Annotated in this window: 11 protein-coding genes, 2 other RNA genes and 1 pseudogene; 11 read left to right on the forward strand and 3 right to left on the reverse strand. The window is 66.0% G+C overall.

The genetic code is table 11. The features are described 5' to 3' along the window. Positions 1 to 293 precede the first annotated feature (293 nt). The 3 genes from XdyCFBP7245_RS21745 (at position 294) to XdyCFBP7245_RS21755 (ending at position 7227) form a co-directional block, all read left to right on the forward strand. Positions 294 to 5231 (forward strand): alpha-2-macroglobulin family protein, encoded by a 4938-nt coding sequence (locus tag XdyCFBP7245_RS21745; protein WP_104617463.1) that lies wholly within the window; start codon positions 294 to 296, stop codon positions 5229 to 5231. A gap of 642 nt (positions 5232 to 5873) precedes the next feature. Then, positions 5874 to 6362: a MarR family winged helix-turn-helix transcriptional regulator gene (locus tag XdyCFBP7245_RS21750; protein ID WP_104617464.1), complete on the forward strand. Its 489-nt coding sequence runs from the start codon at positions 5874 to 5876 to the stop codon at positions 6360 to 6362. A gap of 7 nt (positions 6363 to 6369) precedes the next feature. Then, positions 6370 to 7227: an SDR family oxidoreductase gene (locus XdyCFBP7245_RS21755; protein ID WP_104617465.1), complete on the forward strand. Its 858-nt coding sequence runs from the start codon at positions 6370 to 6372 to the stop codon at positions 7225 to 7227. Between the two features lie 189 nt (positions 7228 to 7416). Here the strand turns inward: XdyCFBP7245_RS21755 and XdyCFBP7245_RS21760 are convergent. Then, positions 7417 to 7491, reverse strand: a non-coding RNA gene (locus tag XdyCFBP7245_RS21760) — sX9 sRNA. A 313-nt stretch (positions 7492 to 7804) separates the two neighbouring features. Between XdyCFBP7245_RS21760 and XdyCFBP7245_RS21765 the strand changes: the two genes are divergently transcribed. Beyond that, positions 7805 to 10771 (forward strand): TonB-dependent receptor, encoded by a 2967-nt coding sequence (locus XdyCFBP7245_RS21765; RefSeq protein WP_104617466.1) that lies wholly within the window; start codon positions 7805 to 7807, stop codon positions 10769 to 10771. A gap of 150 nt (positions 10772 to 10921) precedes the next feature. After that, positions 10922 to 11869, forward strand: a complete 948-nt coding sequence (locus XdyCFBP7245_RS21770) for a glycerophosphodiester phosphodiesterase family protein (protein WP_170068750.1) — start codon at positions 10922 to 10924, stop codon at positions 11867 to 11869. Between the two features lie 160 nt (positions 11870 to 12029). On the opposite strand, the gene XdyCFBP7245_RS21775 is transcribed toward XdyCFBP7245_RS21770, so the two are convergent. Continuing rightward, positions 12030 to 12105: non-coding RNA, sX9 sRNA (locus XdyCFBP7245_RS21775), on the reverse strand. A 400-nt stretch (positions 12106 to 12505) separates the two neighbouring features. Between XdyCFBP7245_RS21775 and XdyCFBP7245_RS21780 the strand changes: the two genes are divergently transcribed. The 6 genes from XdyCFBP7245_RS21780 (at position 12506) to pbpC (ending at position 22248) form a co-directional block, all read left to right on the forward strand. After that, the gene (locus XdyCFBP7245_RS21780) at positions 12506 to 13756 is read left to right on the forward strand and encodes an efflux RND transporter periplasmic adaptor subunit (protein ID WP_104617467.1); all 1251 of its coding nucleotides are present in this window, start codon (positions 12506 to 12508) and stop codon (positions 13754 to 13756) included. Positions 13757 to 13774: 18 nt separating this feature from the next. Further along, the gene (locus XdyCFBP7245_RS21785; protein WP_104617468.1) at positions 13775 to 14542 is read left to right on the forward strand and encodes an ABC transporter ATP-binding protein; all 768 of its coding nucleotides are present in this window, start codon (positions 13775 to 13777) and stop codon (positions 14540 to 14542) included. After that, positions 14542 to 16983, forward strand: coding sequence for an ADOP family duplicated permease (locus XdyCFBP7245_RS21790; protein ID WP_104617469.1), 2442 nt, complete (start codon positions 14542 to 14544; stop codon positions 16981 to 16983). The genes XdyCFBP7245_RS21785 and XdyCFBP7245_RS21790 overlap by 1 nt, the downstream gene beginning before the upstream one ends. A gap of 157 nt (positions 16984 to 17140) precedes the next feature. Beyond that, positions 17141 to 18532, forward strand: coding sequence for a sigma-54-dependent transcriptional regulator (locus XdyCFBP7245_RS21795; RefSeq protein WP_104617470.1), 1392 nt, complete (start codon positions 17141 to 17143; stop codon positions 18530 to 18532). A gap of 799 nt (positions 18533 to 19331) precedes the next feature. Beyond that, positions 19332 to 19835 (forward strand): sensor histidine kinase, encoded by a 504-nt coding sequence (locus XdyCFBP7245_RS24630; RefSeq protein ID WP_244907887.1) that lies wholly within the window; start codon positions 19332 to 19334, stop codon positions 19833 to 19835. 16 nt (positions 19836 to 19851) lie between these two features. Beyond that, positions 19852 to 22248 carry a penicillin-binding protein 1C gene (gene pbpC / locus XdyCFBP7245_RS21805; protein WP_386261844.1) on the forward strand — a complete coding sequence of 799 codons (2397 nt, stop codon included), beginning with the start codon at positions 19852 to 19854 and terminating at the stop codon, positions 22246 to 22248. A gap of 468 nt (positions 22249 to 22716) precedes the next feature. On the opposite strand, the pseudogene XdyCFBP7245_RS21810 reads toward pbpC, so the two are convergent. Next, positions 22717 to 22794 (reverse strand): annotated as a pseudogene (locus XdyCFBP7245_RS21810) (bacterioferritin); the annotation flags it as partial. Between the last annotated feature and the right edge of the window lie 79 nt (positions 22795 to 22873).

Genomic DNA, 22873 nt, shown 5'->3' on the forward strand with positions numbered 1-22873 from the left:
GTCGCGGATTGAGGTCCTGACCAACACAGTTGCTACATGGACGTACTTGCGGCGTGTCCCGCGAGGGTGGGCGGGCAAGGGCCCTGCAGCCACGGCGCAGCTCAGCGGCCTTGCAATAGACCAGAGTCAAACCACTGGGCTCACCTCAGCTCCGGCGCGCCGGTGCCATCGCGGCATGCACACAGCCGCGCACGATCACCGCCCATCGGCAAGTCCACGACCGGCCACACATCCGACATCGGCGGCGTGAAGCACATCGCTATACTGGCCGCCTCAGTCATGGGGTAGCGCGAATGGACAGGCAGCAATCAGGGATGAAGTGGTTTGGCACGCGGCGCTGGTTGCTATGGGTGGTGCTGCTGACCGTGGCGATCGGCGGGGTGGCGTGCAAACGCAACGAAAGCGGGCAGCTGCCCACCGCCAGCGGCGAGGCGATCAAGGCCGACAAGCAGGCGATTACCGGGTTTGCGCTCGCGCGTGCCTATCCCGACCAGACCGGCGATGGACTGTCGTTGGCGCTGGAATTCTCGCGTCCGCTGGTGGGTACGCAGGATTTCGATGCGCTGGTGCGCTTCGAAGAAAAGGTCGGTACCGGCGACAGCAGCTGGTCGCTGTCCGATGACGGCAAGACGTTGCGCTACCCGTACGTGGAAGCCGCCAAGGACTACACGGTACTGATCGACGCCAATCTGCTGGCCGCCGATGGCAGCCGCCTGGGCAAGCCGCTCAAGCAGAAGGTCTACACCGGCGAACTCAAGCCGGTGGTCGGGTTCGCTTCGCAGGGCAGCGTGTTGCCGGCACGCGAAAGCCGCGGCCTGCCGGTGGTGTCGGTCAACGTGCCGGAAGTGGACGTGGAATTTCTGCGCGTGCGCGAGAAGTCGCTGCCGGCGTTCTTCCAGCAGTTCCAGCGCGGCGGCCGTCGTGGCAGCTGGGAGCTTGAGAGCGAGTACAACGACAAACAACCGCTGTCCAAGCTGGCCGACCCGGTGTACGTCAACCGTTTCATCCTGGGCGGCAAGCAGAACGAGCGCGTGCTGACCTACCTGCCGACGCAGGACATCAAGGAGCTGCAGGAGCCTGGCCTGTACTTTGCGGTGATGAAGCGCGCCGGTAGCTTCGAGAACGAACAAGAGACCGCGTTCTTCACCGTCAGCGACATCGGCCTGCACACGCGCGCTTACAAGGACAAGTTGTTCGTGCACACCGCCTCATTGCAGAGCGGCGAGCCGATCAAGAATGTGGAAGTGCGCATCCTCGATGCCAAGGGCGAGCTGTTCCTCAAGGGCGCCACCGACGGCAACGGCAATGCGCTGCTCAACTACACGCTCGATGCCGGCCACGTGCTGGTGGCGCGCAGCAAGACCGATGTCTCGTTGCTGCCATTCAACCAACCGGCGCTGGATCTGAGCGAATTCGCAGTGGCTGGGCGCCAGAGTGCCTGGTTCGACGTGTTCGCCTGGGCCGGCCGCGATCTGTATCGCCCCGGCGAAACCATGCGCGTGTCGGCGATCCTGCGCGACAACGATGGCAAGCCCACGAACGCGCCTTCCAAGGGCGGGCAACCGGTCTTCCTGCGGCTCAAGCAGCCGGACGGCAAGACCTTCCGCGAAACCAAACTGCAGCCCGGCGAACAGGGCTACTTCGAATTCACCCAGCAGATTCCTGCCGATGCCGCGACTGGTCGCTGGCAGGTGGAGTTCCGCACCGACCCGGCCAGCAAGGATGCCGTGCAGGGCATGACCGTGCGCGTGGAAGAGTTTCTGCCCGAGCGCATGAAGCTGGACCTGGATACCGCGCAAAAGACCTTGAGTGCCGGCCAGCCGTTCAAGCTGGTCGCCAATGCCGCGTATCTGTACGGTGCACCGGCCGATGGCAACCGCTTCACCGCCAAGCTTGCGGTCAGCGTCGAGCAGCATCCGCTGGAGTCGTTGCCGGGTTGGTTCTTCGGCGACCCCACCCTGGAGCTGCCGCGCGAAGCCAAGGACGTGATCGATACCGAGTTCGGCAGCGACGGCATCCTGCGCGAAGACATCGCGCTGCCGTCCGAAGCCAAGCCGATCAGCACGATCGCCGCAGTGGTCTCCGGCAGCGTCTACGAAACCGGCGGACGCACGGTGACCCGCACCGTCAAGCGCGTGCTGTGGCCGGCCAAGGCGCTGGTCGGCGTGCGCCCGTTGTTCGACGACGAAGACGGCGCCGATGCCAACGGCAGCGCGCGCTTCGAACTCACCCGCGTGGATGCCGACGGCAAACCGCAGCCGGCCAAGGGCCTGAAGGCCACCCTGGTGCGCGAGCTGCGCGACTACCACTGGAACTACACCGACGACCATTGGGACTACGACTTCACCCGCCGCTTCGAGAACAAGGATACCCGCACGCTCGATGTAGGCAGCGCCAATGCCAAGCTCGATTTCCCGGTGGAGTGGGGCGAGTACCGCCTGGACGTGTTCGACCCGGCCACCGGGCTGACCACGCGTTACCCGTTCCGTGCCGGTTGGAGCTGGAACGACGAAAACCGCGGCCTGGATGCGCGCCCGGACAAGGTCAAGCTGGCGCTGGACAAGACCGGCTACCGCGCCGGCGACACGCTCAAGGTCACGCTGACCCCGCCGCACGCCGGCAAGGGTGTGCTGCTGGTGGAAAGCGACAAGCTGCTGTACGTGCAGGATATCGACGTCAAGCCGGGCAGCACGTTCGAAATTCCGGTCACAGAAGCCTGGGAGCGCCACGACGTCTACGTCACCGCGCTGGTATTCCGTGGTGGTACCGCGCCCAGCAAGATCACCCCCGCGCGTGCGGTGGGCGTGGCGCATGTGCCGATGGATCGCAAGGCGCGGCGCGTGGCGGTGGGATTGTTGGCGCCCAAGCAGATGCGTCCCGAACAATCGTTGCCGGTGACGGTGAGCGTGCCGGAGCTGGCGGGCAAGGCGGCGCATGTCACCATTTCGGCGGTGGACGTGGGCATCCTCAACATCACCCGTTTCCCGGTGCCCGATGCCAACGCGCAGTTCTTCGCGCAACGGCGCCTGGGTACCGATGCCTATGACATTTATGGCCGCGTGATCGAAAGCTTCGAAGGCGCCAGCGGCAAGCTCAAGTTCGGCGGCGACATGGCGCTGGAAGCGCTGCCGCAGGCCAAACGCCCGACCGCCCGCGTGCAGACCGTGGACCTGTTCTCCGGGTCGGTGACGCTCGATGCCAAGGGTAATGCGCGCGTGCAACTGCCGGTGCCGGATTTCAATGGCACCTTACGGGTGTCGGCGCTGGTGTATTCGGACACGCGCTACGGCAACCGCGATATGGAAACCATCGTGCGTGCGCCGATCCTGGCCGAAGCCAGCATGCCGCGCGTGATGGCGCCGGGCGACCGCAGCACGGTGACGCTGGACGTGCAGAACTTCACCGGCAAGCCGGGCGAGTTCAACGTGCGCGTGGACGGCATCGGCCCGCTGGCCATTGCCGAGGCGGCGCGCAGCATCAAGCTGGGCGTGGATGCCAAGCAGACGCTGAGCTTCCCGCTGACGGCCACCGAAGGTTATAGCGTGGCCAAGGTGCGCGTGCGTGTGGACGGCAATGGCTTCAAGGCCGACCGCAACTACGAGCTGCCGGTGCGTGCCGGGTGGCCGCAGGTGTTGCGCACGCAGACCCGCGTGCTCGATCCGCTGGGGCCGGTGACGCTGGACAGCAGTTTTGCCGACGGCCTGATGGCCGGCTCGGTGACTGCGCGCATGCTGGTCAGCCCGCTGCCGCCGATTCCGTTCGCCAGCGCCATGCAGGGCGCGCTGGATTACCCGTACGGCTGCGCCGAGCAGACCACCAGCAAGGGGTATGCGGCGCTGTTGCTCGACGAGGCCACCGCCAAGGCGCTGGGCACCAAGGGGCTGGATGCGGCCACGCGCCGCGAGCGCATGGAAGGCGCGTTCGGCCGCCTGGCGTCGATGCAGATCGCCAGCGGGCATTTTTCGATGTGGGGCGACGATGGCTACGTCAATCCGGGCCTGACCCCCTATATCGCCGAGTTCCTGCTCGACGCCAAGGACGCCGGCTTTGCGGTGCCCGATAACGTGCTGCAGAAGGCACTCAATCGCCTTAGCGAAGATCTGCTCTCCGGCGGCAACGAGTTCTATGGGCAGGACCGTCGCGACAACCTGAAGTTCGCCAACCAGGCGTGGTCGGGTTACGTGTTGGCACGCGTCAACCGTGCCCCGCTGGGCACGCTGCGTGCGTTGTACGACAACCAGCGCGACAAGGCGTTGACCGGCCTGTCGCTGGTGCATCTGGGCGCGGCGTTGTCGCTGCAGGGCGACACCAAGCGCGGCGACGCGGCGATCAAGGCCGGGTTTGCCAAGGACAGCGCCGAGCGTCCGCGCTATCTGAGCGATTACGGCAGTGTGGTGCGCGACGATGCCTTGATGATGGCGTTGCTGCACGAACGCGGTTTGTCCAAGCCCGAGTACGACACCCGTGTGGTGGCCCTGGGGCAGGCACTGGATGCACGCCGCGCCGGCGGAGTGTTGTGGCTGAGCACGCAGGAGCAGATTGCGCTGGCGCGGCTGGGCAAGGCGTTGATGGTGGGGCAGGGCAAGCAGGTCTCGGGCAGTTTGACCGTCGGCGATGAGGTGCAGCAGATCGCACCGGCCCGCGTGTTCGGACGCAGCTTCGACAGTGCGGCGCTGGCCCGCGGCGTGCAGTTCGCGCCGCAAGGCGAAGCGCCGATGTATGCCAGTCTGGAAGTGGCCGGCATCCCGCGCACTGCACCGGAAGCAGACACGCGCCACCTCAGCGTGGAGCGCAGCTGGTACACCACCGACGGCAAGCCGTGGACGCCGCGTGCACTGAAGGAAGGCGAGGCGCTGATCGTGCGCGTCACCATCACCGCCAACGAATCGATGCCCGATGCGTTGCTCACCGATCTGTTGCCGGCCGGCCTGGAAATCGAGAATTTCAATCTCGGCGATGCCAAGCAATGGGCCGATGTGGTGGTGGACGGTATCGGCGTCAGCGAGCGCTCCAGCGCCGCCGACGTCAAGCATGAAGAGTTCCGCGACGACCGCTATGTGGCCGCGCTGGCGCTGTCGTCGGGCAGCAAGGCGCAGGTGTATTACCTGGTGCGCGCGGTGACGCCGGGCACCTACACCGTGCCGCCGTCGCTGGTGGAAGACATGTATCGCCCCGAGCTGCGCGGTGTGGGCCGCACCACCCCGGCGACGATCACGGTGGTGCAGCCGTAGGAGGGCATTGGCCTTTCGCGCTGAGAAACATTAGCCCTTCTCCCTCCGGGGAAAGGGCGATGACCGGGGCGCTGCTCGTGCTGCCACGTAGCATGGTGATGGGTAGGCGGCACGCTCCGCGGGAGCGGATGAGGCAATCGATGCGGGCGGCTGCGATGCCTGGCGTCCTGCATTGCCCCGTGATTTATGCCCATGCCCTGACCCCGATCTCTTCCGCAGGCGACAGGACGGCGTGGCTGCAACGGTCGATGGCCTGCCTTCTCATGTGCGGGGAAGATGCCCGAAAGCGGAACCGTGGACTCCCGACCTCACCGTGACCGATGCACGCGATGCAGCTGTGCGCGAGCAGCCGTCACGCAGCTCGCTCGGGAGGGTTGGGGCGGGTAGAAGGTCGCGCAAACCATTCCGCAGACACGATGACTGACGCGGGCAACCCGGCAACCCGGCACCCCGCAAAAGGCTGTCCTGGTATCTCTCCAGGAAACGGGCAGATCGACCTCGTTAATAAGTGCACCCGGTGTTGAGTGTCGGCCAATGCCGAGGCCATCGCGTGATACCCAGCTGGCGGCTTGCAACCACCCGATCACGCATCGCTCACCTCCAAGTTGACAGCATGTTGTCAACTTGAAAAGGGGTTGTCGTATGCAGGCGATGGAGGTGCCGGTACGTGAGCTGGCGCTGGCGGTATTTGCGACCAACGGCCGATTGATCGGTGCTGGCAACGAATTGGTTGCCCATCTTGGGCTCACCAGTGCGTGGTGGCAGGTATTGGCGGCGTTACGGTATGCGCCCGCGCCGCTTCCTGCGGCCTCGATCGCCCGCAACATGGGCCTTACCCGGCAGGCGGTGCAGCGCATCGTCGATGTGCTTGCCGCGCACGGGATGGTCGAATTCCAGCCGAATCCCCATCACCGCCGCGCCAAGCTCGTTGCCCTCACCCAGGCCGGCATCGAGGCAGTGAACGGCGCCGAGAACGCCGTAGCCCCACTCGACCAGGCGATCGCCGAGCGCATCGGCATCGATCGCATCCGCGAGGCCATCCGCACGCTCGAGGACATGAGCGCCGTCATCTCCGCGTGGCTGGACGATGCGTCCGGCGCTCCCACTTCCATCGTCAGACCGCAGGAGTAATGCAATCATGATTCTCGTATCAGGAGCGACAGGCGGTATCGGCGGCGAACTGTGCAGGCGCTTGCATGACGCAGGTGCGGCGTTCCGCGCGATGTGCCGCACGCAGGCGCAGGTGGACAATCTGCACAAGCAGGGCATGCACGCCGTGCTGGGCGACTTCGATACGCCCGAAACGCTGTCCGGCGCGATGCAGGGCTGCGACACGATGTTTCTCATCACGCCGCCCACGCCCCGGCAGGTCGACCAGGAAATCGCTGCCATCGATGCGGCCAAGCGTGCCGGGATCGGTCGGATCGTGAAAGTGTCGGCATCCGATTGCAACGTGCGGTCACCGGTGCCGTGGGCGAAATCCCATGCCTTGATCGATCACCACCTGCGTGGGTCAGGTATCGGTTGGACGATCCTCAAGCCCACTGCTTACATGCAGAATTTCCTGTGGTTCAAGGATCCGATCGCCAAAGGCGTGTTCCCGTTGGCGGCCGGCAGTGGGAGCGTGTCCTGGATCGATACACGCGACATCGCGTGCGTGGCCGCTGCGGTGCTGACCCAGCAGACGCATGCAGGGGCGACCTATTTCCTCACCGGCCCGGAGACCTTCGATATGAAGACGGCCGCGGCGCGTCTGTCGAAGGGCACCGGGCGCAAGGTGCGTTATCTGGATCTGCCGACGCCGGTGTTCCGTGTGCTGATGCGTGCGACGGGCAACTCGTCATGGATGGCCAAGGGGCTGACTGTGCAATTCGCGGACGTGGTGGCAGGCCATCACGACATCGACCCCACGTTCGAGATCGAGCGGCTCACCGGGACGCCGCCGCGCACCTTCGACGACTTCGTCCGCGACCACCGGCAGTCGTTCGCCGGCTAGCCATCCGACGTCCGTCCTGAAACGAGGCGGAAATGCGCCGCAGAAATGCGGCGCGACTTTCCAAGTGAGCCTGATGCCGCTCTCGCCGTGTTGCGATCCGTCATTGAAGACCAGCGGGCCGACCTTGAGGCTGCGCTTGGCTCCATCGACCAAGTCGCTCACTCAATCCCTCGGAACAGGATTGAGAGCGGCTCACACAACGGAGCGAGCAGTCGCCAGGTGGGTGCGGACGGCGCTGAAGAACCGCAGCGTACGCGTGGGCGATGCCGCACCGAGCACCGGCCACGCCCGCCTGGCGGGCAATACAGCCCTTTTTGATGGCTGCTGTTGGATGTTCAGTCCCGGCGTCGATCGCTGCTGGCATACACGTTCGCTCTCCTGACGGAAGGGATGGCGTTTTTGAAACTTGACGCGGCAGATCTTTGCCAAGCGTCGGCTGCCCTCTTCGCATGTCGCGACATCGCTTCGCATTGTCTTTTGGGTGCGATGCAAGCGACACGCAAGGGTCATTTCTACTGGCTAAGGTGGCCTGCTTTCTCACCGGCGTGGCGCCCTTGCTGCGCGATCTCGAGATTCCATGCAGCGCTCCGATTCGTACCGTTTTCACTTATCCGTTCTGGCCGTCGCCATCGCGGCATGTTCCCCAGCGTTGCAGGCGCAGACCAACGCGGCTTCTGCTAGCGCGCAGCGCACTGTTCCATCGTCGTCTGCGTTACCTGCAAATCCCGCAGGTGCTATCGCGGCACCGGGCGACGCGGTGGGTGCCAACTCCGTCGCGTCTTCAAGTGAAATAGCCAACACCGACGCACCGCGCGCGGCCACCAACACCGGCGTGCAAACCCTCGATGCCATGCAGGTCACCGGCGTGCGGCGTGCCAATGCGGCGGCGGTGGAGAGCAAGCGCGCAGCGACCAACATCACCGATGTCATCAGTGCCACCGACGTGCGCGCACTGCCGGACAGCACCATCGTCGAAGCGCTGCGTCGCGTGCCGGGTTTATCCGTATTGCCGGCGACCGACAACGAGCACCCGCGCGACGAGGCGGCCACGCCGGTGTTGCGCGGCCTGGGTCCGTCGTACAACAACGTCACCATCGATGGCTTGACCATCGCCTCGCCAGGCACCCCCAACGGCACGCTCGGCTCGATCACCCGCGGCGTGCGGTTGGATCTGTTGCCGGCCTCGATGGTCAGCGAGTTGCAGGTGGTCAAGACGTTTACGCCGGATCTGGACCCCAACGCCACCGGCGGTGCGATCAATCTCAAGACGCGCAGTGCATTCGAAAACGGCGGCAAGCCGTTCTTCAGTGCCGAAGCGGCGCTGGGCCACGCCAACGATGTCGGCAAGCCGCGCGACCAGGACGACCCGGGCTATCGCTTGAATGCCACCGGCAGCCGCACCTTCGGTAGCGAGCAGCAATACGGCTTCACCCTGTCGGCCAACTACCAGACGCTGAGCAGCTACACCGAAACCCATATGACCACCGACACGGTGCATTACGGGTTCTACGACAACAACGGCGTGCTGCAGACCGGCGCCAATCTCGGTAATGGCTGGGCGGTGCCGCAGCAGGACAAGTACTGGTACGTGCAGAATCAGCGCGACCGCTATGGCGTCACCGGCAAGTTCGAAGTGCGGCCCAGTGCGGCGCTCGAAGCGTATGCCATGGCCGGCTACTACTATTTCAAGGACAACATGGAGCGCAACGAGGTCATCATCGACCCGCGCAACCGCAATCAGGTGTTCAACCAGACCGCCACCTCCGGCAGGTATCCCGGTGGCGATATCGAAGTGGGATATTCCAACCAGATCGTCACCACGCGCACCAAGGTCGCGCAGCTGGGTACGATCTGGCGGCCGACCGATCGGCAGCAGTTTTCCGCGCGCGGGGCGTGGTCGGATGCGACCTACGACGAGCCGATCCGCATGATCAAATACGCCACCGGCATTACCCGCGCCGCAGCGGTGCCGGTGGGCCAGACCGGCAGTGGCGTGACCCTCAATGCCACGCCCAATTACGCGTTCAACTACGACACCTCCGGGTTCGATCAGCGCTTCGGTGTGTCGCCGCAGGCGTATAACAACCTGGATAACTACAGCCTGTCGTACTGGCGGCCGGACTACAAACGCACTGCGGCCGACCGTATTCTCACCGGACGGCTCGATTACGGCTTCAATCAGGGCGAAAGCGATCAGGGCATTGGCTTTGCGGCGGGCGTGTCGTACACCACCGACAAGCCGTCCTACGACATCTATCGTGTCGAATATCAGCCCAACACCAGCGCGCCGGCCTTCGGCCTGGCCGACGTGGCCGGCACCGGCAGGGCGCCGATGCGTTACGCCGGCTTGAACCTGATCACCATCGATCCGGACAAGGCCAACCGCGTACTGGCAGCAACACCGCTGAGCGCATTCAACAGCACCGACCAGCAGGCCTTCAGCAACCAGGACAACTTCACCCATACCGAAAAGACCTTCGGCAGCTATGGGCTGGTGAGCTATCGCAGCGATCGGCTCAACGTGCAGGCCGGTGTGCATTTCGATAGCACCAAGCTGGACACGGTGGGCCGCCAGCGTCAGCTGGATACCGCGACCAATCGCTACGTCTACGTCGACAATCCGACCAGTGCCGATTACGACTATCTGCTGCCGTCGGCCATCATGACCTACCATCTGACCGATGCGCTGGACCTGCGCGCTGGCGCCAGCCGCACGCTCGGCCGCCCGCCATACGATGCGTACGCGGCGCGCACCTCGATCGGCTTCGTCAACACCACCGACGCCGGCAACCCGAATGCGCAGGGCGTCACCGTCACCATCGGCAACCCGGACATCAAACCGCGCGTGTCCAATAACCTGGATCTGTCGCTGGAATGGCGCCTGCCCGGCGATTTCGATGCGTTCGCCTCCGCTGCCGTGTTCGACAAGCGTATCCAGGACGAGATCTTCACGCTCTCGCGCACCGACAGCTTCAGCTTCGACGGCACCACCTATGCCAATGCCTTGATCAGCACGCCGGCCAATGCCGCCAAGGCGCGCATTCGCGGTGTGGAATTCAACGGCATCGTCAACACCTTGGCGCCGATCGCGCCGTGGCTCAGCGGTGTGGGCTTCAGCGCAAACCTCGCCGTGCTCGATGGCAGCCTGGACGTGCCGTACAGCGTCGGCAGCGGCAGCAATGTCACTCAGCGCGAACGCAAGCTCGACAACCTGGTTGGCCAACCGGACTACACCGCCAACGCCACGCTGTTCTACAACACCGGCGGGTTGGAGCTGCGTGCGACCTACAACCGGCAGGGCAAGGCCTTGCGGTCCATCGTCAGCAATATCGATTGGCAGGATCTGTACTGGTCGCCGCGCTCGCAGCTGGATTTCACCGCCACCTATGCCATCAGCAAACAACTCAGCTTGATCGGCCAGGTCAGCAACATCACCCACAGCCGCATCACCAGCGTGACGGGCCCAGGGCAGAACCTGCTCAAGGACAGTTATTCGGTGCCCACTACCTACTGGTTTGGTCTGCGCTTTACGCCGACGTTCTGAGCGTAGCGCTTGAAATAAAGTCGCCATGGGCCGGATGCCCATGGCGCGCTGGATCGGACGTGCGAGCGGTGCGTACCGTATCCAGCTTGCATGTGCTTCGCCTGGCGCAGACGCCGTCGGGCGATCAGTCACCCACTTGAGAGTTGTTCAATGACACTACGTTCTGTTGCCACTGTCGCCGCCATGCTGTGCGCGATCCTCGCCAGCCCTGTGAATGCAGCGCCCACCGGTGTCGCGGCGATCCAGGCGCGCTTGACCAACCCGCAAGGCGGCATCGTGGTGGTGGCCCATCGCGGTTGCCACGCGGCCGCGCCGCAGCATGGCTTCACCGACACCGCACCGGAGAACTCGCTGGCGGCGCTGCAGCGGTGCATCGCCATCGGTGCCGATGTGATGGAAACCGACGTGCGCCGCGCCGCCGACGGTACGCTGGTGATGTTGCACGACGCCACCGTGGACCGCACCACCGATGGCACCGGCAAGCTGTCCGAGCTCACGCTGGCCGAGTTGCAAAAGCTGCGGTTGCGCAGCGACGAAGGCGGCGCGCAGGCGGCGCTGACCGACCAGCGCGTAGTCACGCTGGAGCAGATGCTCGCCGCCGCCAAGGGCCACATCCTGCTCAATCTGGACGTCAAGGATGCGATCTACGTGCAGGTGGTCGATGCGGTCACGCGTGCCGGCATGCAGCACCAGGTGATCGTCAAGGCCGAAGCCGGCATTGCGACCTCGCCGCTGGCAGCGATGCAGCCGTTCGACCGCGTGTATTTCTTCCCGATCCTGATCAACGCACACGGCACGGCCGATCTGGCCGCGATCGCCACTGCGCAAACCCGCAATGCGCGCCCGATGGCCTTCGAACTGCCCAGGATGGCCGCCTCGCAATTGCCGGCCTTGGCGGCAGTGAGCAAGGCCCACAACGTGCGTCTGATGGTCAACTCGCTGTGGGAAGGGTTTATCGCGGGCTACGGCGGCGACGCCGATGCCGAGCGCGACCCGGACAAAGTGTGGGGGCGTCTGTACCGCGATGGTGTGTCGATCATCCAGACCGATGCGCCGGAAGCGTTGTTGCGGTATCGGCAGACGCTTGAAAAGCGGTAATGGAGATCGCTGTGCGACCAGCTTTGCTGCGGCTGAGCAGAGCGGTTGCGATTGGCGTGGCGGCAATAAGGGCCGCAGGCTGCACGCAGACAAGTGCGGCGTCTCGTCAGGCACACAAGCGCCAGCGCGCACTGCGATGACATCGATACGCTGAGAGCGCGGCTTACAACCATAGCGAGCAGTCATCAGGTGGGCGTGGATAGCGCACTGAGAACAGGAGTGGACGAGCCGTCCCTGCCGCACCGCGCATCGGCCGCGCCCGCCTGGCGATGAGCGCAGCGGTGGGGCAGCCGCTCCAAGCCGATCACGCTGCGGCCGATGCCCGATCGAGAGCCTGCATCACCGGCGCCACGCGTTTCGATGCGGCGGCTTGTCGTGTTCGATGAAGCGAGATGCAGCAACCCGTTCTGGACGTGACGCGCGCACGTCGTAGAGCCTCGCACCAGCGGCATCCGCACCGCTCGATTCGCACAACGCTGCCGCGCGCATGCAGGTGCAGGCCGCGTCACTGTCCGGTATCGATGGCGCATGTACGAAATCGTACATCGCAATGCGCGCGTCGAATCGGCGAGTACATTGCAAATCAAGGGGTTGCAGGCCGCTAAGACATGGCACGCGTCCTGCTCTCACCTTGGCATGGATATCGCCAAGTCTCCCAGTCGTTTTCGTCTGCGCCGCCTGCATGTGGGTGTGCTCGTTGGTGGCGCCGTGGTGCTGGCCGCCATTATCGCCGCGGTGGGCCTTGGTCGCGCCAGCCCCCGCGTGGAGCGTGCCAGCGTGTGGATCGGCACCGCCGAGCGCGGCGATATGGTGCGCGAGATCCGCGCCACCGGTGTGTTGGTCCCGCGCGACACGCGCTGGATCACCGCTGGCGCGCCGGCCACGTTGGAGCAGGTGGTGGTGCAGGCCGGCAGCCGGGTCGAAGCCGAGACGGTGATCCTGCGCTTGCAAAATCCAGAGCTGGTGGCCAACCAGGAAAAGGCCACGGCGGCGTTGGCCGGCGCCGAAGCAGAGGTGTCCGCTGCACGCACCGCATTGGCCTCGCAACTGCTCGATCAACAGGCGCTGCAAGCGCGTGCCAACTCCGATTGGCGCATTGCCGAAATCAAGACGCAGGCCTATGAGCGCGCACATGCGGCGGGTGTCATTTCGGCAATCGAATTGCGCGAGAGCCAGATCACCGAAGCGCAGCAGCGCGGCCGCGCGCAGATCGAACAGCAGCGCGTTGCCGCATTCCGGCAAAACATGGCCGCCCAGTTGCGTGCCGCGCAGGCACGCCGCGACGAGGTGGCCAGCAGCCTGGCGATCGCGCGTCAGCAACTGGCCGCGCTGCAGGTGCGTGCCGGCATCGCGGGCATCCTGCAGCAGGTCGACGTGGAACCCGGCCAGCAGGTGGCCGCAGGTGCCAAGCTGGCCCGGGTGGCGCGACCGGATGAGTTGCTGGCGCGGCTGCAGGTGCCGGAAGTGCTGGCCAAGGATCTGTTGCTGGATCTACCGGTCAGCGTCGATACCCGCAACGGCCTGGTCGCCGGCAGCGTGGTCCGTATCGACCCTGCAGTGCGTAACGGCAGCGTCAGCGTGGACGTGCGCTTCGTGCAGCCGCTGCCTGCCGGCGCCCGGCCGGATCTGTCGGTCGATGGCCTTATCCGTCTTGGCATGCTGCGCGATGTCATCAGCGTCGCGCGCCCTGCGCTGGCCGCGCCGGATTCATCGGCGGCCCTGTTTGTCGTGCAGCCCGGGGGCGATGCCGCCATCCGCGTGCCGGTGCGGTTTGGCGCCGTCTCCAGCGACCGTATCGAAATACGTGCCGGGCTCCGGCCCGGCGACCAACTCATCCTGTCCGATACCAGCCAGTGGGCAACATTTCCACGGTTGCGTCTACGCTAGACCTTCAAGGAGAGCTCCATGCAGCCCACAGTCACCCCCACCGCCCCGCTGATTCGCCTGCAGGGATTGAGCAAGGTGTTTCACACCGATGAGGTGGAAACCCACGCGCTCGCCGAGATCGCGCTGGATATCGCACCGGGCGATTTTGTTGCGATCACCGGGCCGTCGGGCTGCGGTAAATCCACGCTGCTGTCGATCCTGGGCCTGCTGGATGTGCCCAGCCACGGCGACTACCTGCTGCAGGGCCGCAATGTTGCCGACCTTACCGCCCGCGCGCGTGCCCGCGTGCGCAACGACCATATCGGTTTCATCTTCCAGGCCTTCAACCTCATCGCAGATCTCACCGTCGAAGAAAACGTCGCCTTGCCGCTGACCTATCGCGATGGCGTCAGTGCTGCCGCGCTGCGCCAGCGGGTGCGCGAGGTGCTGGAACTGGTCGGCATGCACCACCGGCAGCGGCACTATCCCGGCCAATTGTCCGGTGGCCAGCAGCAGCGCGTGGCAGTGGCGCGCGCGCTGGTGGGCGAGCCGGCGATCCTGCTCGCCGACGAGCCCACCGGCAATCTCGACACGCGCAACGGCGAGTCCGTGATGCAGTTGCTGGAGCAGCTCAATCTCACCGGCACCACCTTGTGCATGGTCACGCACGATCCCGCGTTTGCGCGCCGGGCCTCGCGGATCGTGCACATGCTCGACGGCCGCATCGTCGACGAAGACACCTTCGAACGCATTCGCCACGCACACGACAGCGTCTTGCCGACGTTGGTCACGGAGCCATCGCCGTGATGGCGCATGCGCTGCTGTGGCGCGAAGCCAGACAATCGTGGCGTGGCCTGTTGCGCCGGCCCGGCTACCTGCTGCTGGCCAGCCTGACCCTGGCGCTGGGCGTGGCGACCACCACTGCGGTGTTCGCGCTGCTGGACCAGGCGTTGCTGGCACCGTTGCCGTTTCCGCAGGCCGAGCAATTGGTCACCTTGGGACGCCCCTCCGAGCAGGGGCGCAACGTGGCCGGGCCGGGCTATTACGCACCGCTGCGCCGCTTGCCGGGGCTGTCGGCTACCGGAATGCTGCGTGCCTGGCCGTTGCCAATCAATATCGCCCGCGGCGATAGCGCCGACGTGGTGCAATCGATCAGCGCAGACCGCGGCTTTTTGCAGACGCTGGGTGTCCGCATGGCGGCCGGGCGCAACTTCGACGATGCAGAAAATCAGCCCGGTGGTCCGCCGGCGGTGATCCTGAGTTACGCATTCTGGCAGCGCTACTTTGGTGCCGACCCGGCGGCGGTGGGGCGCGTGTTGCAGGTGGAAGGCCGGGCGGTCCCAGTGGTCGGCGTGTTGCCGGCGCAGTTTCCGTGGGCCCAGCCGTTCGATCTGATCCAGACCATGCAGCCGGACCTGGCCACCACCAATCTCTCCACCAACGAAATCATCGTCGGGCGGTTGAAGCCGGGTGTGCGTCCGGAGCAGGCCTCTGCGCAGGTGGCAGTGGCTTTGGAGACTGCACTGCGCACCAATCCCGGCATGACCGACACCTGGTTTCAGGAACTTCAGCGGCATCCGGCCAACGCGTTGCCGCTGAAGAACGCGCTGTATGGCGCCAATAGCGGCAACACGCTGTGGTTGTTCTTTGCCGCCGCGGCGTGCGTGCTGGTGATTGCTGCGGTGAATCTGGTCAGCCTGATGGCGTTGCGCGTACTCGGCCGCAGTCACGACAGCGCCGTGCGTGCGGCGCTCGGTGCATCGCTGGGTCGGCTGAGCTTGCCCGCACTGGCCGAAGGTGTGTTGATCGGTCTGATCGGCAGCCTGGGCGGTGTGCTGCTGGCGTGGATCGGCCTGCGCCTGTTGGGCAGCTGGGTGCCGGTGATGTGGTTGCGCGGCGACAGTGCGCATCTCACCGGCGGCAGTGCGCTGTTTGCGCTGCTGGCAGGGGTCGGCACTGCCGTGCTCGCGGCCGTGCTCGGTGTCGCGCGCAATCGCAACCGCAACCTGGTGCTGGAACTGGTCGGCGGGGGGCGCGGCGGATGGAGCCTGCAGGCCGGGCGATTGGCGCGTGCGTTGGTGGTGGTGCAGGTGGCGATTGCCGTGGTGTTGTTGGTCGGGGCGGCCTTGTTTGCACGCTCGCTGCAGCAACTCTCACAGGTGCCGATGGGATTTGAGAGCAGGGCCGCAGCTATCTTTACCCTGGCACCGGTCAAGCAGCGCTATGCCACGGCGGCGGACGCGGTGGAGCAGGCGCGCCGCATCGTCGAACGCTTGCAGCGCGAGCCGGGGATTGCGCTGGCAGGTGTCTCCACCAATCCACCCACCACCACGCAGCTGAGCTGGAGCGTGTCGACCGCGCAGGCGCCGTCGTTCAATACGCAATACCGCCTGGTCACGCCGGGATTTATGGAAGTCTTTCAGATCCCGCTGCTTGCCGGCCGCGCGATCGGCAGCAACGACACCGCCGGCGCTGAAAAAGTCTGCCTGGTCAGTGCGTCGTTTGCGCAGCGCTATCTGGGCAATGACGCCATTGGCAAGCAGGTGGTGCTGGAAGACGACGGCAACAGTAAGCGCGTGCCCATGCGTGTGGTGGGGGTGGTCGGGGACGTCCGCCAGGCCGGGCCCGCCGAGCCTGCGCCACCGATGGTCTATCAGCCATTGGCGCAGATGAGCGATGCGATGTATCAGATCCTGCGCAGCTTCGGCGGCTTGACCTATGCGGTGCAATTGCGTGCCCAGGCGCAGCGTGTGGACGAGCGAGCCTTGCGCAGCGCCATTGCCGAGGTCGCCCCGCAGCAACCCATCGCCGGGCTGGAGTCCATGCAAACCGTGGTCGCCACCACCACCAGCGATCAGAAGCTCAACTTGTTGCTGGTGGGGTTGTTTGCCGGGCTGGCGTTACTGCTTGCCGTGGTCGGCCTGTACGCGGTGATGGCGGTGGCGGTGACCGCGCGGCGGCATGAGTTCGGTGTGCGTGCCGCGATGGGCGCCTCGTCCGCGCGCTTGCTGGGCCAGGTGCTGCGCGAAGCGGCGCTGCAGCTGAGTGTTGGCCTGGTGATCGGTTTGGGCATCGCCATGGCGCTTTCACGCGTGCTGCAACGGTTCTTGTTCGATGTGCGGGTGGCCGACCCCTTGGCCATTGGTGGCGTACTGCTGGCACTGAGCCTGGCCGGCCTGCTCGCCGCGTTGGTCCCGGCCTGGCGCGCGGCGTGCGTGTCGCCGATGCAGGCGTTGCGACTGGAATGAAGACATGCACCACTCCACCGACCCGCGGGCAAGCCGCATGCACGATGCAGTTGCGCACGCATGCAGCAGCGTGGGCGCTGGTGGGCGCTGCAGGCGCGATCCGGGCGTGCGCTTCGCACGGCGCCGCGATCCGGCGCGTGGCCGCTAGACTCTGCACATGACGGTTCCTTCAACCCCCGCAGCCCGCATCCTGGTGGTCGACGACCAGCCCGACGTCCGCGAGGCGATGCGGCTACTGCTCAAGAGCGCCGGCTACGGCATGGTCGGCGCGGAGTCGCCGGAGGTCGCGTTAGGTTGCCTGCGTGGCGACACCTTTGCCGCGGTGCTGGTGGACATGAATTACCGCCGCGACACCACCTCGGGCGAAGAAGGGCTGGGCTTGATCGCGCAGATCGCCGCGCAGTGGCCGGGGTTGCCGGTGATTGCGATGACGGCCTGGGCGAGCGTCGGGCTGGCGGTCAACGCCATGCAGCATGGCGCGGTGGATTTTGTCGAAAAGCCCTGGCAGAACGCGCGCGTATTGAGCGTGTTGGAGAGCCGCATCGCGCTGGACCGTAGCCGCCGCAGCGAGCGCCGCCTCAGCGAGGCGCAGGCGTTGCGGCTGCAGGAGGCGGCCGGCGGCTTCATCGCCGAGTCGCCGGTGATGCGCCGTCTGCTCGACGATCTGTCGCGCATCGCCAAGAGCGATGTCGGCGTGCTGTTGCTCGGCGAAAACGGCACCGGCAAGAGTGTGGTGGCCGAGCTGCTGCATCAGTGGTCCGCACGGCATGCGCAGCCCCTGATCAAGGTCGATATCGGCGGGCTGGCCGCCAGCGTGTTCGAGTCGGAGATGTTCGGCCATGTGCGTGGCGCGTTTACCGATGCACGCCAGGACCGCAGCGGCCGCTTCGAGCTGGCCGATGGCGGCACGTTGTTCCTCGACGAAATCGGCAACCTGCCGCTGGAACAACAGGCCAAGCTGTTGCGGGCGATCGAAGACGGCGAGTTCGAACGGGTCGGCGCCTCGCGCACCCAGCGCGTGGACGTGCGCATCGTGGCGGCAACCAACGCCGATCTGGAGGCCGATGTCGCCGCCGGGCGCTTCCGCCAGGATCTGTTGTATCGCCTCAATACGTTTCAGCTACGCGTGCCGCCCCTACGCGAACGCCACGACGACATCCTGCCGCTCGCCAGGCACTACCTGGCTGCAGCGTGCACGCGTTATCGGCGGAACTTGCCCACGCTGGCGCGCGATGCCGAGCAGGCCTTGCTCGGCTACGCATGGCCGGGCAACGTGCGCGAACTGGCGCATGCGATGGAGCGCGCTGCGCTGCTGGTCGATGGCAACGTCATCGGTGCCCAGGACCTGCGCATGCGTACCGCGCCCCATGACACAACGACAGTCGCAGCACGCATGACCCTGGATCAGGCCGAGGCGCTGCTGCTGCGCACCGCACTGGCCGACCAGCAGGGCAACCTGCAGCGCGCCGCAGAGCAGTTGGGCATCACCCGGCAAAGCCTGTACCGGCGCATCGGCAAGCACGGGCTGCGTGGCGACGATGTCGGGTAAACCCCTGCGCTGGCAACCGTGGTGGGTGGCCGTGCCCGCGCTGCTCGCACTGGCGGTTGTGCTGTGTGTGGGAGCGCCGGCGCCCACCGAGGCCGTGCTGTTGCTCGCCTGCGTGGTCCTGCTTACGGCCGCGATGGTGCGCCTGCGTCAGCGCCGTGACGGTCACCGCCAGCGCACGCTGGCCGGATTGCTGGACGCATTACGCGAGGGCGACTACAGCGTACGCGCCGTATCGGTTGCCGGCAGCGATGCCATGCTGTTTGCGCACTTTAATTTGCTGGCACAACGGCTACAGGATGAGCAGCGCGACGTGCACGAAAGCCTGCAACTGTTGAGCAAGACACTGGCGGCGCTGGACGGTGCGGTGTTCGCCTTCGAGCAGGACTGGCGCCTGCGCCTGGTGAACCCGGCCGGCGAGCGTTTGCTGGGTGCCGCGGCCGAGACGCTGTTGGGGCGCTCTGCCGAGGCGCTTGGCCTGTCGGCCTTGTTCGCGGTGCCCTCCGGAAGCATCCACGTGCAGACATTCGCCGGCCAACAGGGGCGCTGGCAGGTAGGGCATGCGGCCTTGCGCAGCCGCAGCCAGGCCGGTCATCTGCTGGTGCTTCAGCCGATGGAGCGCGCCTTGCGCGACGAAGAGGCGCAGGCATTCCGGCGCTTGCTGCGTGTGCTCAGCCATGAGATCAACAACTCGCTGGCGCCGATCGGCTCGATTGCCGACACCCTGGCGCGCATGGTGCCGCCACCGGCAGCGATGGTGGATGTGGAGCTGCACACCGATCTGCGCGGCGGGCTGGCGGTGATCGAGCAGCGCAGCGCCGCACTGCAGCGCTTCCTTGGCGGATATGCACGCCTGGCGCGCCTGCCTACACCCAGCGTGATGCCAGTTGCACTGCAGCCCCTGTGTGCGCGCGTGCAGCATCTGCTCGACGACCCACGCCTGTGTATCGATATCGCACCTGCGCTGCAGGTGCAGGCCGATGCGGATCAACTGGAGCAGGTGCTGATCAATCTGGTGCGCAATGCGCTGGAGGCCGGTGGGCAGGCACAGGTCTGGCTACGCGCACGCGGCGGCGACACCGACGCCTGCATCGAGATCGTCGACGGTGGTGCCGGGCTTCCGCCCAGCGACAACCTGTTTGTGCCGTTCTTCACCACCAAGCCTGGCGGTTCCGGCATCGGGCTGGTGCTGTCGCGGCAGATCATCGAGGCCCAAGGCGGCAGTCTGAGCCTGCACACACGCACCGATGCGCCTGGCACAGTGGCCGAAATTCGCGTGCCACTGCATGCTTTGCGCGATGGATGATCGACGCACCGACACGATGAGCACCACGACACAGGACAGTGTGGCCGAGCACAAGGCAGTGACGCACACACGCAGGCACCACTGGCGACGGTTGCTACGCTTGAGCGTGGCGGCGGTGCTGGCCATGGTGCTGGTGCTGGACCTGGCCTTCCCGCTGCCGCTGCCCAAATCGCGCGACACCTCCACCCTGGTGGTGGCGCGCGATGGCACGCCATTGCGCGCGTTCGCCGATCGCAATGGCGTGTGGCGCTATCCGGCCAGCCCGGGCACGGTATCGCCGCTGTATCTGCAGGCCTTGCTCAACTACGAAGACCGCTGGTTCTGGCGGCATCCCGGCGTCAATCCATGGGGTTTGTTGCGTGCCGGCGGGCAGTGGCTGGGGCAGGGACGCATCGTCTCCGGCGGTTCGACCTTGACCATGCAGGTGGCGCGCATTCTGGACCCGCATACGCGCACGCCATGGGGCAAGGCCAAGCAGTTGCTGCGCGCGCTGCAGCTGGAAGCGCATCTGAGCAAGCGCGAGATTCTCACCCTGTATCTGGAGCGCGCGCCCTACGGCGGCACCATCGAAGGCGTGGACGCGGCCAGTTGGGCGTACTTGGGTAAGCCGGCCACTGCCTTGTCGCAGGCCGAAGCGGCGTTGCTGGCGGTGTTGCCGCAATCGCCCAGCCGGCTGCGTCCGGACCGTCACCCGGAAGCGGCGCAGCGTGCGCGCGACAAGGTGCTCGATCGCATGGTGGAGCTGGGCGTGTGGTCGCGCGCGCAGGTCGACGATGCCCGCATCGAGCCGGTGGTGACGCGCGCGCTCAAGCCGCCCTTGCATGCCGCGCTGCTGGCGCAGCGGTTGCATAGCGCGCAACCACGCACCGCACGCATCGTCACCACGCTGGATGCGGAATTGCAGCGCACGCTGGAAGAACGCGTGGCCACGTATTTTTCGCAACTGCCCGAGCGCACTTCGGCCGCCTTGCTGGTGGTCGACAACGCCACGATGGAAGCGCGCGCCTATGTCGGCTCGGCCAGCTTCGGCGATCGCAAACGGCTTGGCCATGTGGACATGGTGCAGGCCTGGCGCTCGCCCGGCTCCACGCTCAAACCGTTTCTGTACGGCATGGCGCTTGACGATGGCTTGATCCATTCGGAAAGTCTGCTGGTGGACGCGCCGCAGAGCTTCGGCGACTACCGGCCCGGCAACTTCGATGCCGCGTTCAACGGACCGGTGAGTGCGGCCACCGCATTGCGCTTGTCCTTGAATGTGCCGGCGGTGGACCTGCTCGATCGCATCGGCCCGGCACGCTTTGCCGCGCGGCTGTCCAATGCCGGCATTGCGCTGCACTTCCCGCGTGGCAGCACGCCATCGCTGGCGTTGATCCTGGGCGGCACCGGCGCGCAATTGCAGGAATTGGTGGGCGCGTTCGCGGCGCTCAATCGTGGCGGTATCGCCGGGCGCGTGCGCTACACGCCTGACGATGCACGGATCGATCGACGGTTGATGTCGCCGGGCGCGGCCTGGATCGTGCGCGAGATTTTGCAAAGCAATCCGCGCCCCGGCTACGGCAGCGGCACCTTCGACACCGCCGCACGCCCGGGGGTGGCCTGGAAGACCGGCACCAGTTACGGCTACCGCGATGCCTGGGCCATCGGCGGCACACGGCGCTATACCGTAGGTGTGTGGGTTGGCCGCCCGGATGGCACGCCGTTGCCGGGCCAGTACGGTGCGGTGACCGCATTGCCGCTGATGTTCGAAGTCATCGATGCATTGCCGCGCAACGCTGGCGACAGTGCGCCGCTGCCGATGCCGGCCACGGTGCAGTCCAGGGAGATCTGCTGGCCGCTCGGCGGTGCGCTGGAGCAGACGCCGCCGCCACTGTGCGCGCGGCGTGCCGAGGCCTACGCACTGGATGGGGCGCTGCCCCCCACGTTTGCCGAACGCGACGCGCGGTTGTGGCAAAGCGGGCGGCTGCAGTTCGAGGTGGATGCGCACAGCGGCCAGCGCCTGTCGCAGGAGTGCACCCAGCCACATGCGCGCACGCCACGCGCATTGGCACGCTGGCCGGCACTGGTGTCGCCCTGGCTCAGCGCGGCCGAACGCACCGCCGCGCAGCTGCCGCCGTTGGCACCGGACTGCCTACCGGACGGGCGCATGACCGGTGGCGGCGTGCTGCGCATCGATGGATTGAGCGACCGCGCCACGTTGGCCCGCGCAAACGACACCGCACGCCCGGTGCGCCTGCAGTTGCGTGCGCTGGGCAGCGAAGCGCGCATCGACTGGCTGCTGGACGGTCGCTGGATTGCACAGACCGATGAGCGCCAGGGATTTCAGCGCGACTTTGCCGAAGTGGGAGAGCACACGCTCACCGCCATGGCCAGCGACGGCGCCTGGACCCAGGTGCGGTTCCGCGTCTTGCGTTGAGTGGGCGCCGACGTGCACGTAGGAGCGCACCTGGGCGCGATGAGGCTTTACTGGTAAGGCCCCATCGCGCCCAGGTGGGCTCCTACGCGGACCATGGTTTCTGCCACCGTCTGCACCAGACCACAAACCCAAACAAGGCGCCCAACGGCGCCCTGTTTGTATTGCGTTTTCGATGCCGCAGCCGCATCGGCGTAATCAGCAAGGCCCGGCAAGCCAGCACCCGCTCACCGCAATGGCCGGCGACAATGCTTTGACGAAGTTGCGGGCATACCGACGTACCCGTAGGAGCGCACCCGGGCGCGATGGGGCGTTACCGGTAAGGCCCCATCGCGCCCAGGTGCGCTCCTACACGGGGCATGGTTGCGACCCACACCCCTCCAAAAAAACAAGGCGCCCACTGGCGCCCTGTTTGTATTGCATCTTCGGCAGCGCAGTCGCATCGGCGCACTCAGCACCGACGCAACACACTCACTCGCCGATCCAGCCTTCCAGCATATCGGCAAATTCGTCGGCATGCTCTTCTTCCTGGGCCAGGATCTTAGGTATCCCCACGTTTTTAAGGTACCAGGCTCATCTGCTCGCGCACTGCGTCGGGCAGGGTGCGCAAGCGTTCTAGCCAGCGTGA

The organism is Xanthomonas dyei (genome assembly GCF_002939865.1).
In the GTDB taxonomy this organism is placed as follows: Bacteria; Pseudomonadota; Gammaproteobacteria; order Xanthomonadales; family Xanthomonadaceae; genus Xanthomonas; species Xanthomonas dyei.

Coding starts and splice junctions, on each gene's coding strand:
- XdyCFBP7245_RS21750 (WP_104617464.1), top strand. CDS start 5,874: ATGCAGGCGATGGAGGTGCCGGTACGTGAGCTGGCGCTGGCGGTATTT.
- XdyCFBP7245_RS21790 (WP_104617469.1), top strand. CDS start 14,542: ATGGCGCATGCGCTGCTGTGGCGCGAAGCCAGACAATCGTGGCGTGGC.
- pbpC (WP_386261844.1), top strand. CDS start 19,852: ATGAGCACCACGACACAGGACAGTGTGGCCGAGCACAAGGCAGTGACG.
- XdyCFBP7245_RS21745 (WP_104617463.1), top strand. CDS start 294: ATGGACAGGCAGCAATCAGGGATGAAGTGGTTTGGCACGCGGCGCTGG.
- XdyCFBP7245_RS21765 (WP_104617466.1), top strand. CDS start 7,805: ATGCAGCGCTCCGATTCGTACCGTTTTCACTTATCCGTTCTGGCCGTC.
- XdyCFBP7245_RS21755 (WP_104617465.1), top strand. CDS start 6,370: ATGATTCTCGTATCAGGAGCGACAGGCGGTATCGGCGGCGAACTGTGC.
- XdyCFBP7245_RS21770 (WP_170068750.1), top strand. CDS start 10,922: ATGACACTACGTTCTGTTGCCACTGTCGCCGCCATGCTGTGCGCGATC.
- XdyCFBP7245_RS21780 (WP_104617467.1), top strand. CDS start 12,506: ATGGATATCGCCAAGTCTCCCAGTCGTTTTCGTCTGCGCCGCCTGCAT.
- XdyCFBP7245_RS21785 (WP_104617468.1), top strand. CDS start 13,775: ATGCAGCCCACAGTCACCCCCACCGCCCCGCTGATTCGCCTGCAGGGA.
- XdyCFBP7245_RS21795 (WP_104617470.1), top strand. CDS start 17,141: ATGACGGTTCCTTCAACCCCCGCAGCCCGCATCCTGGTGGTCGACGAC.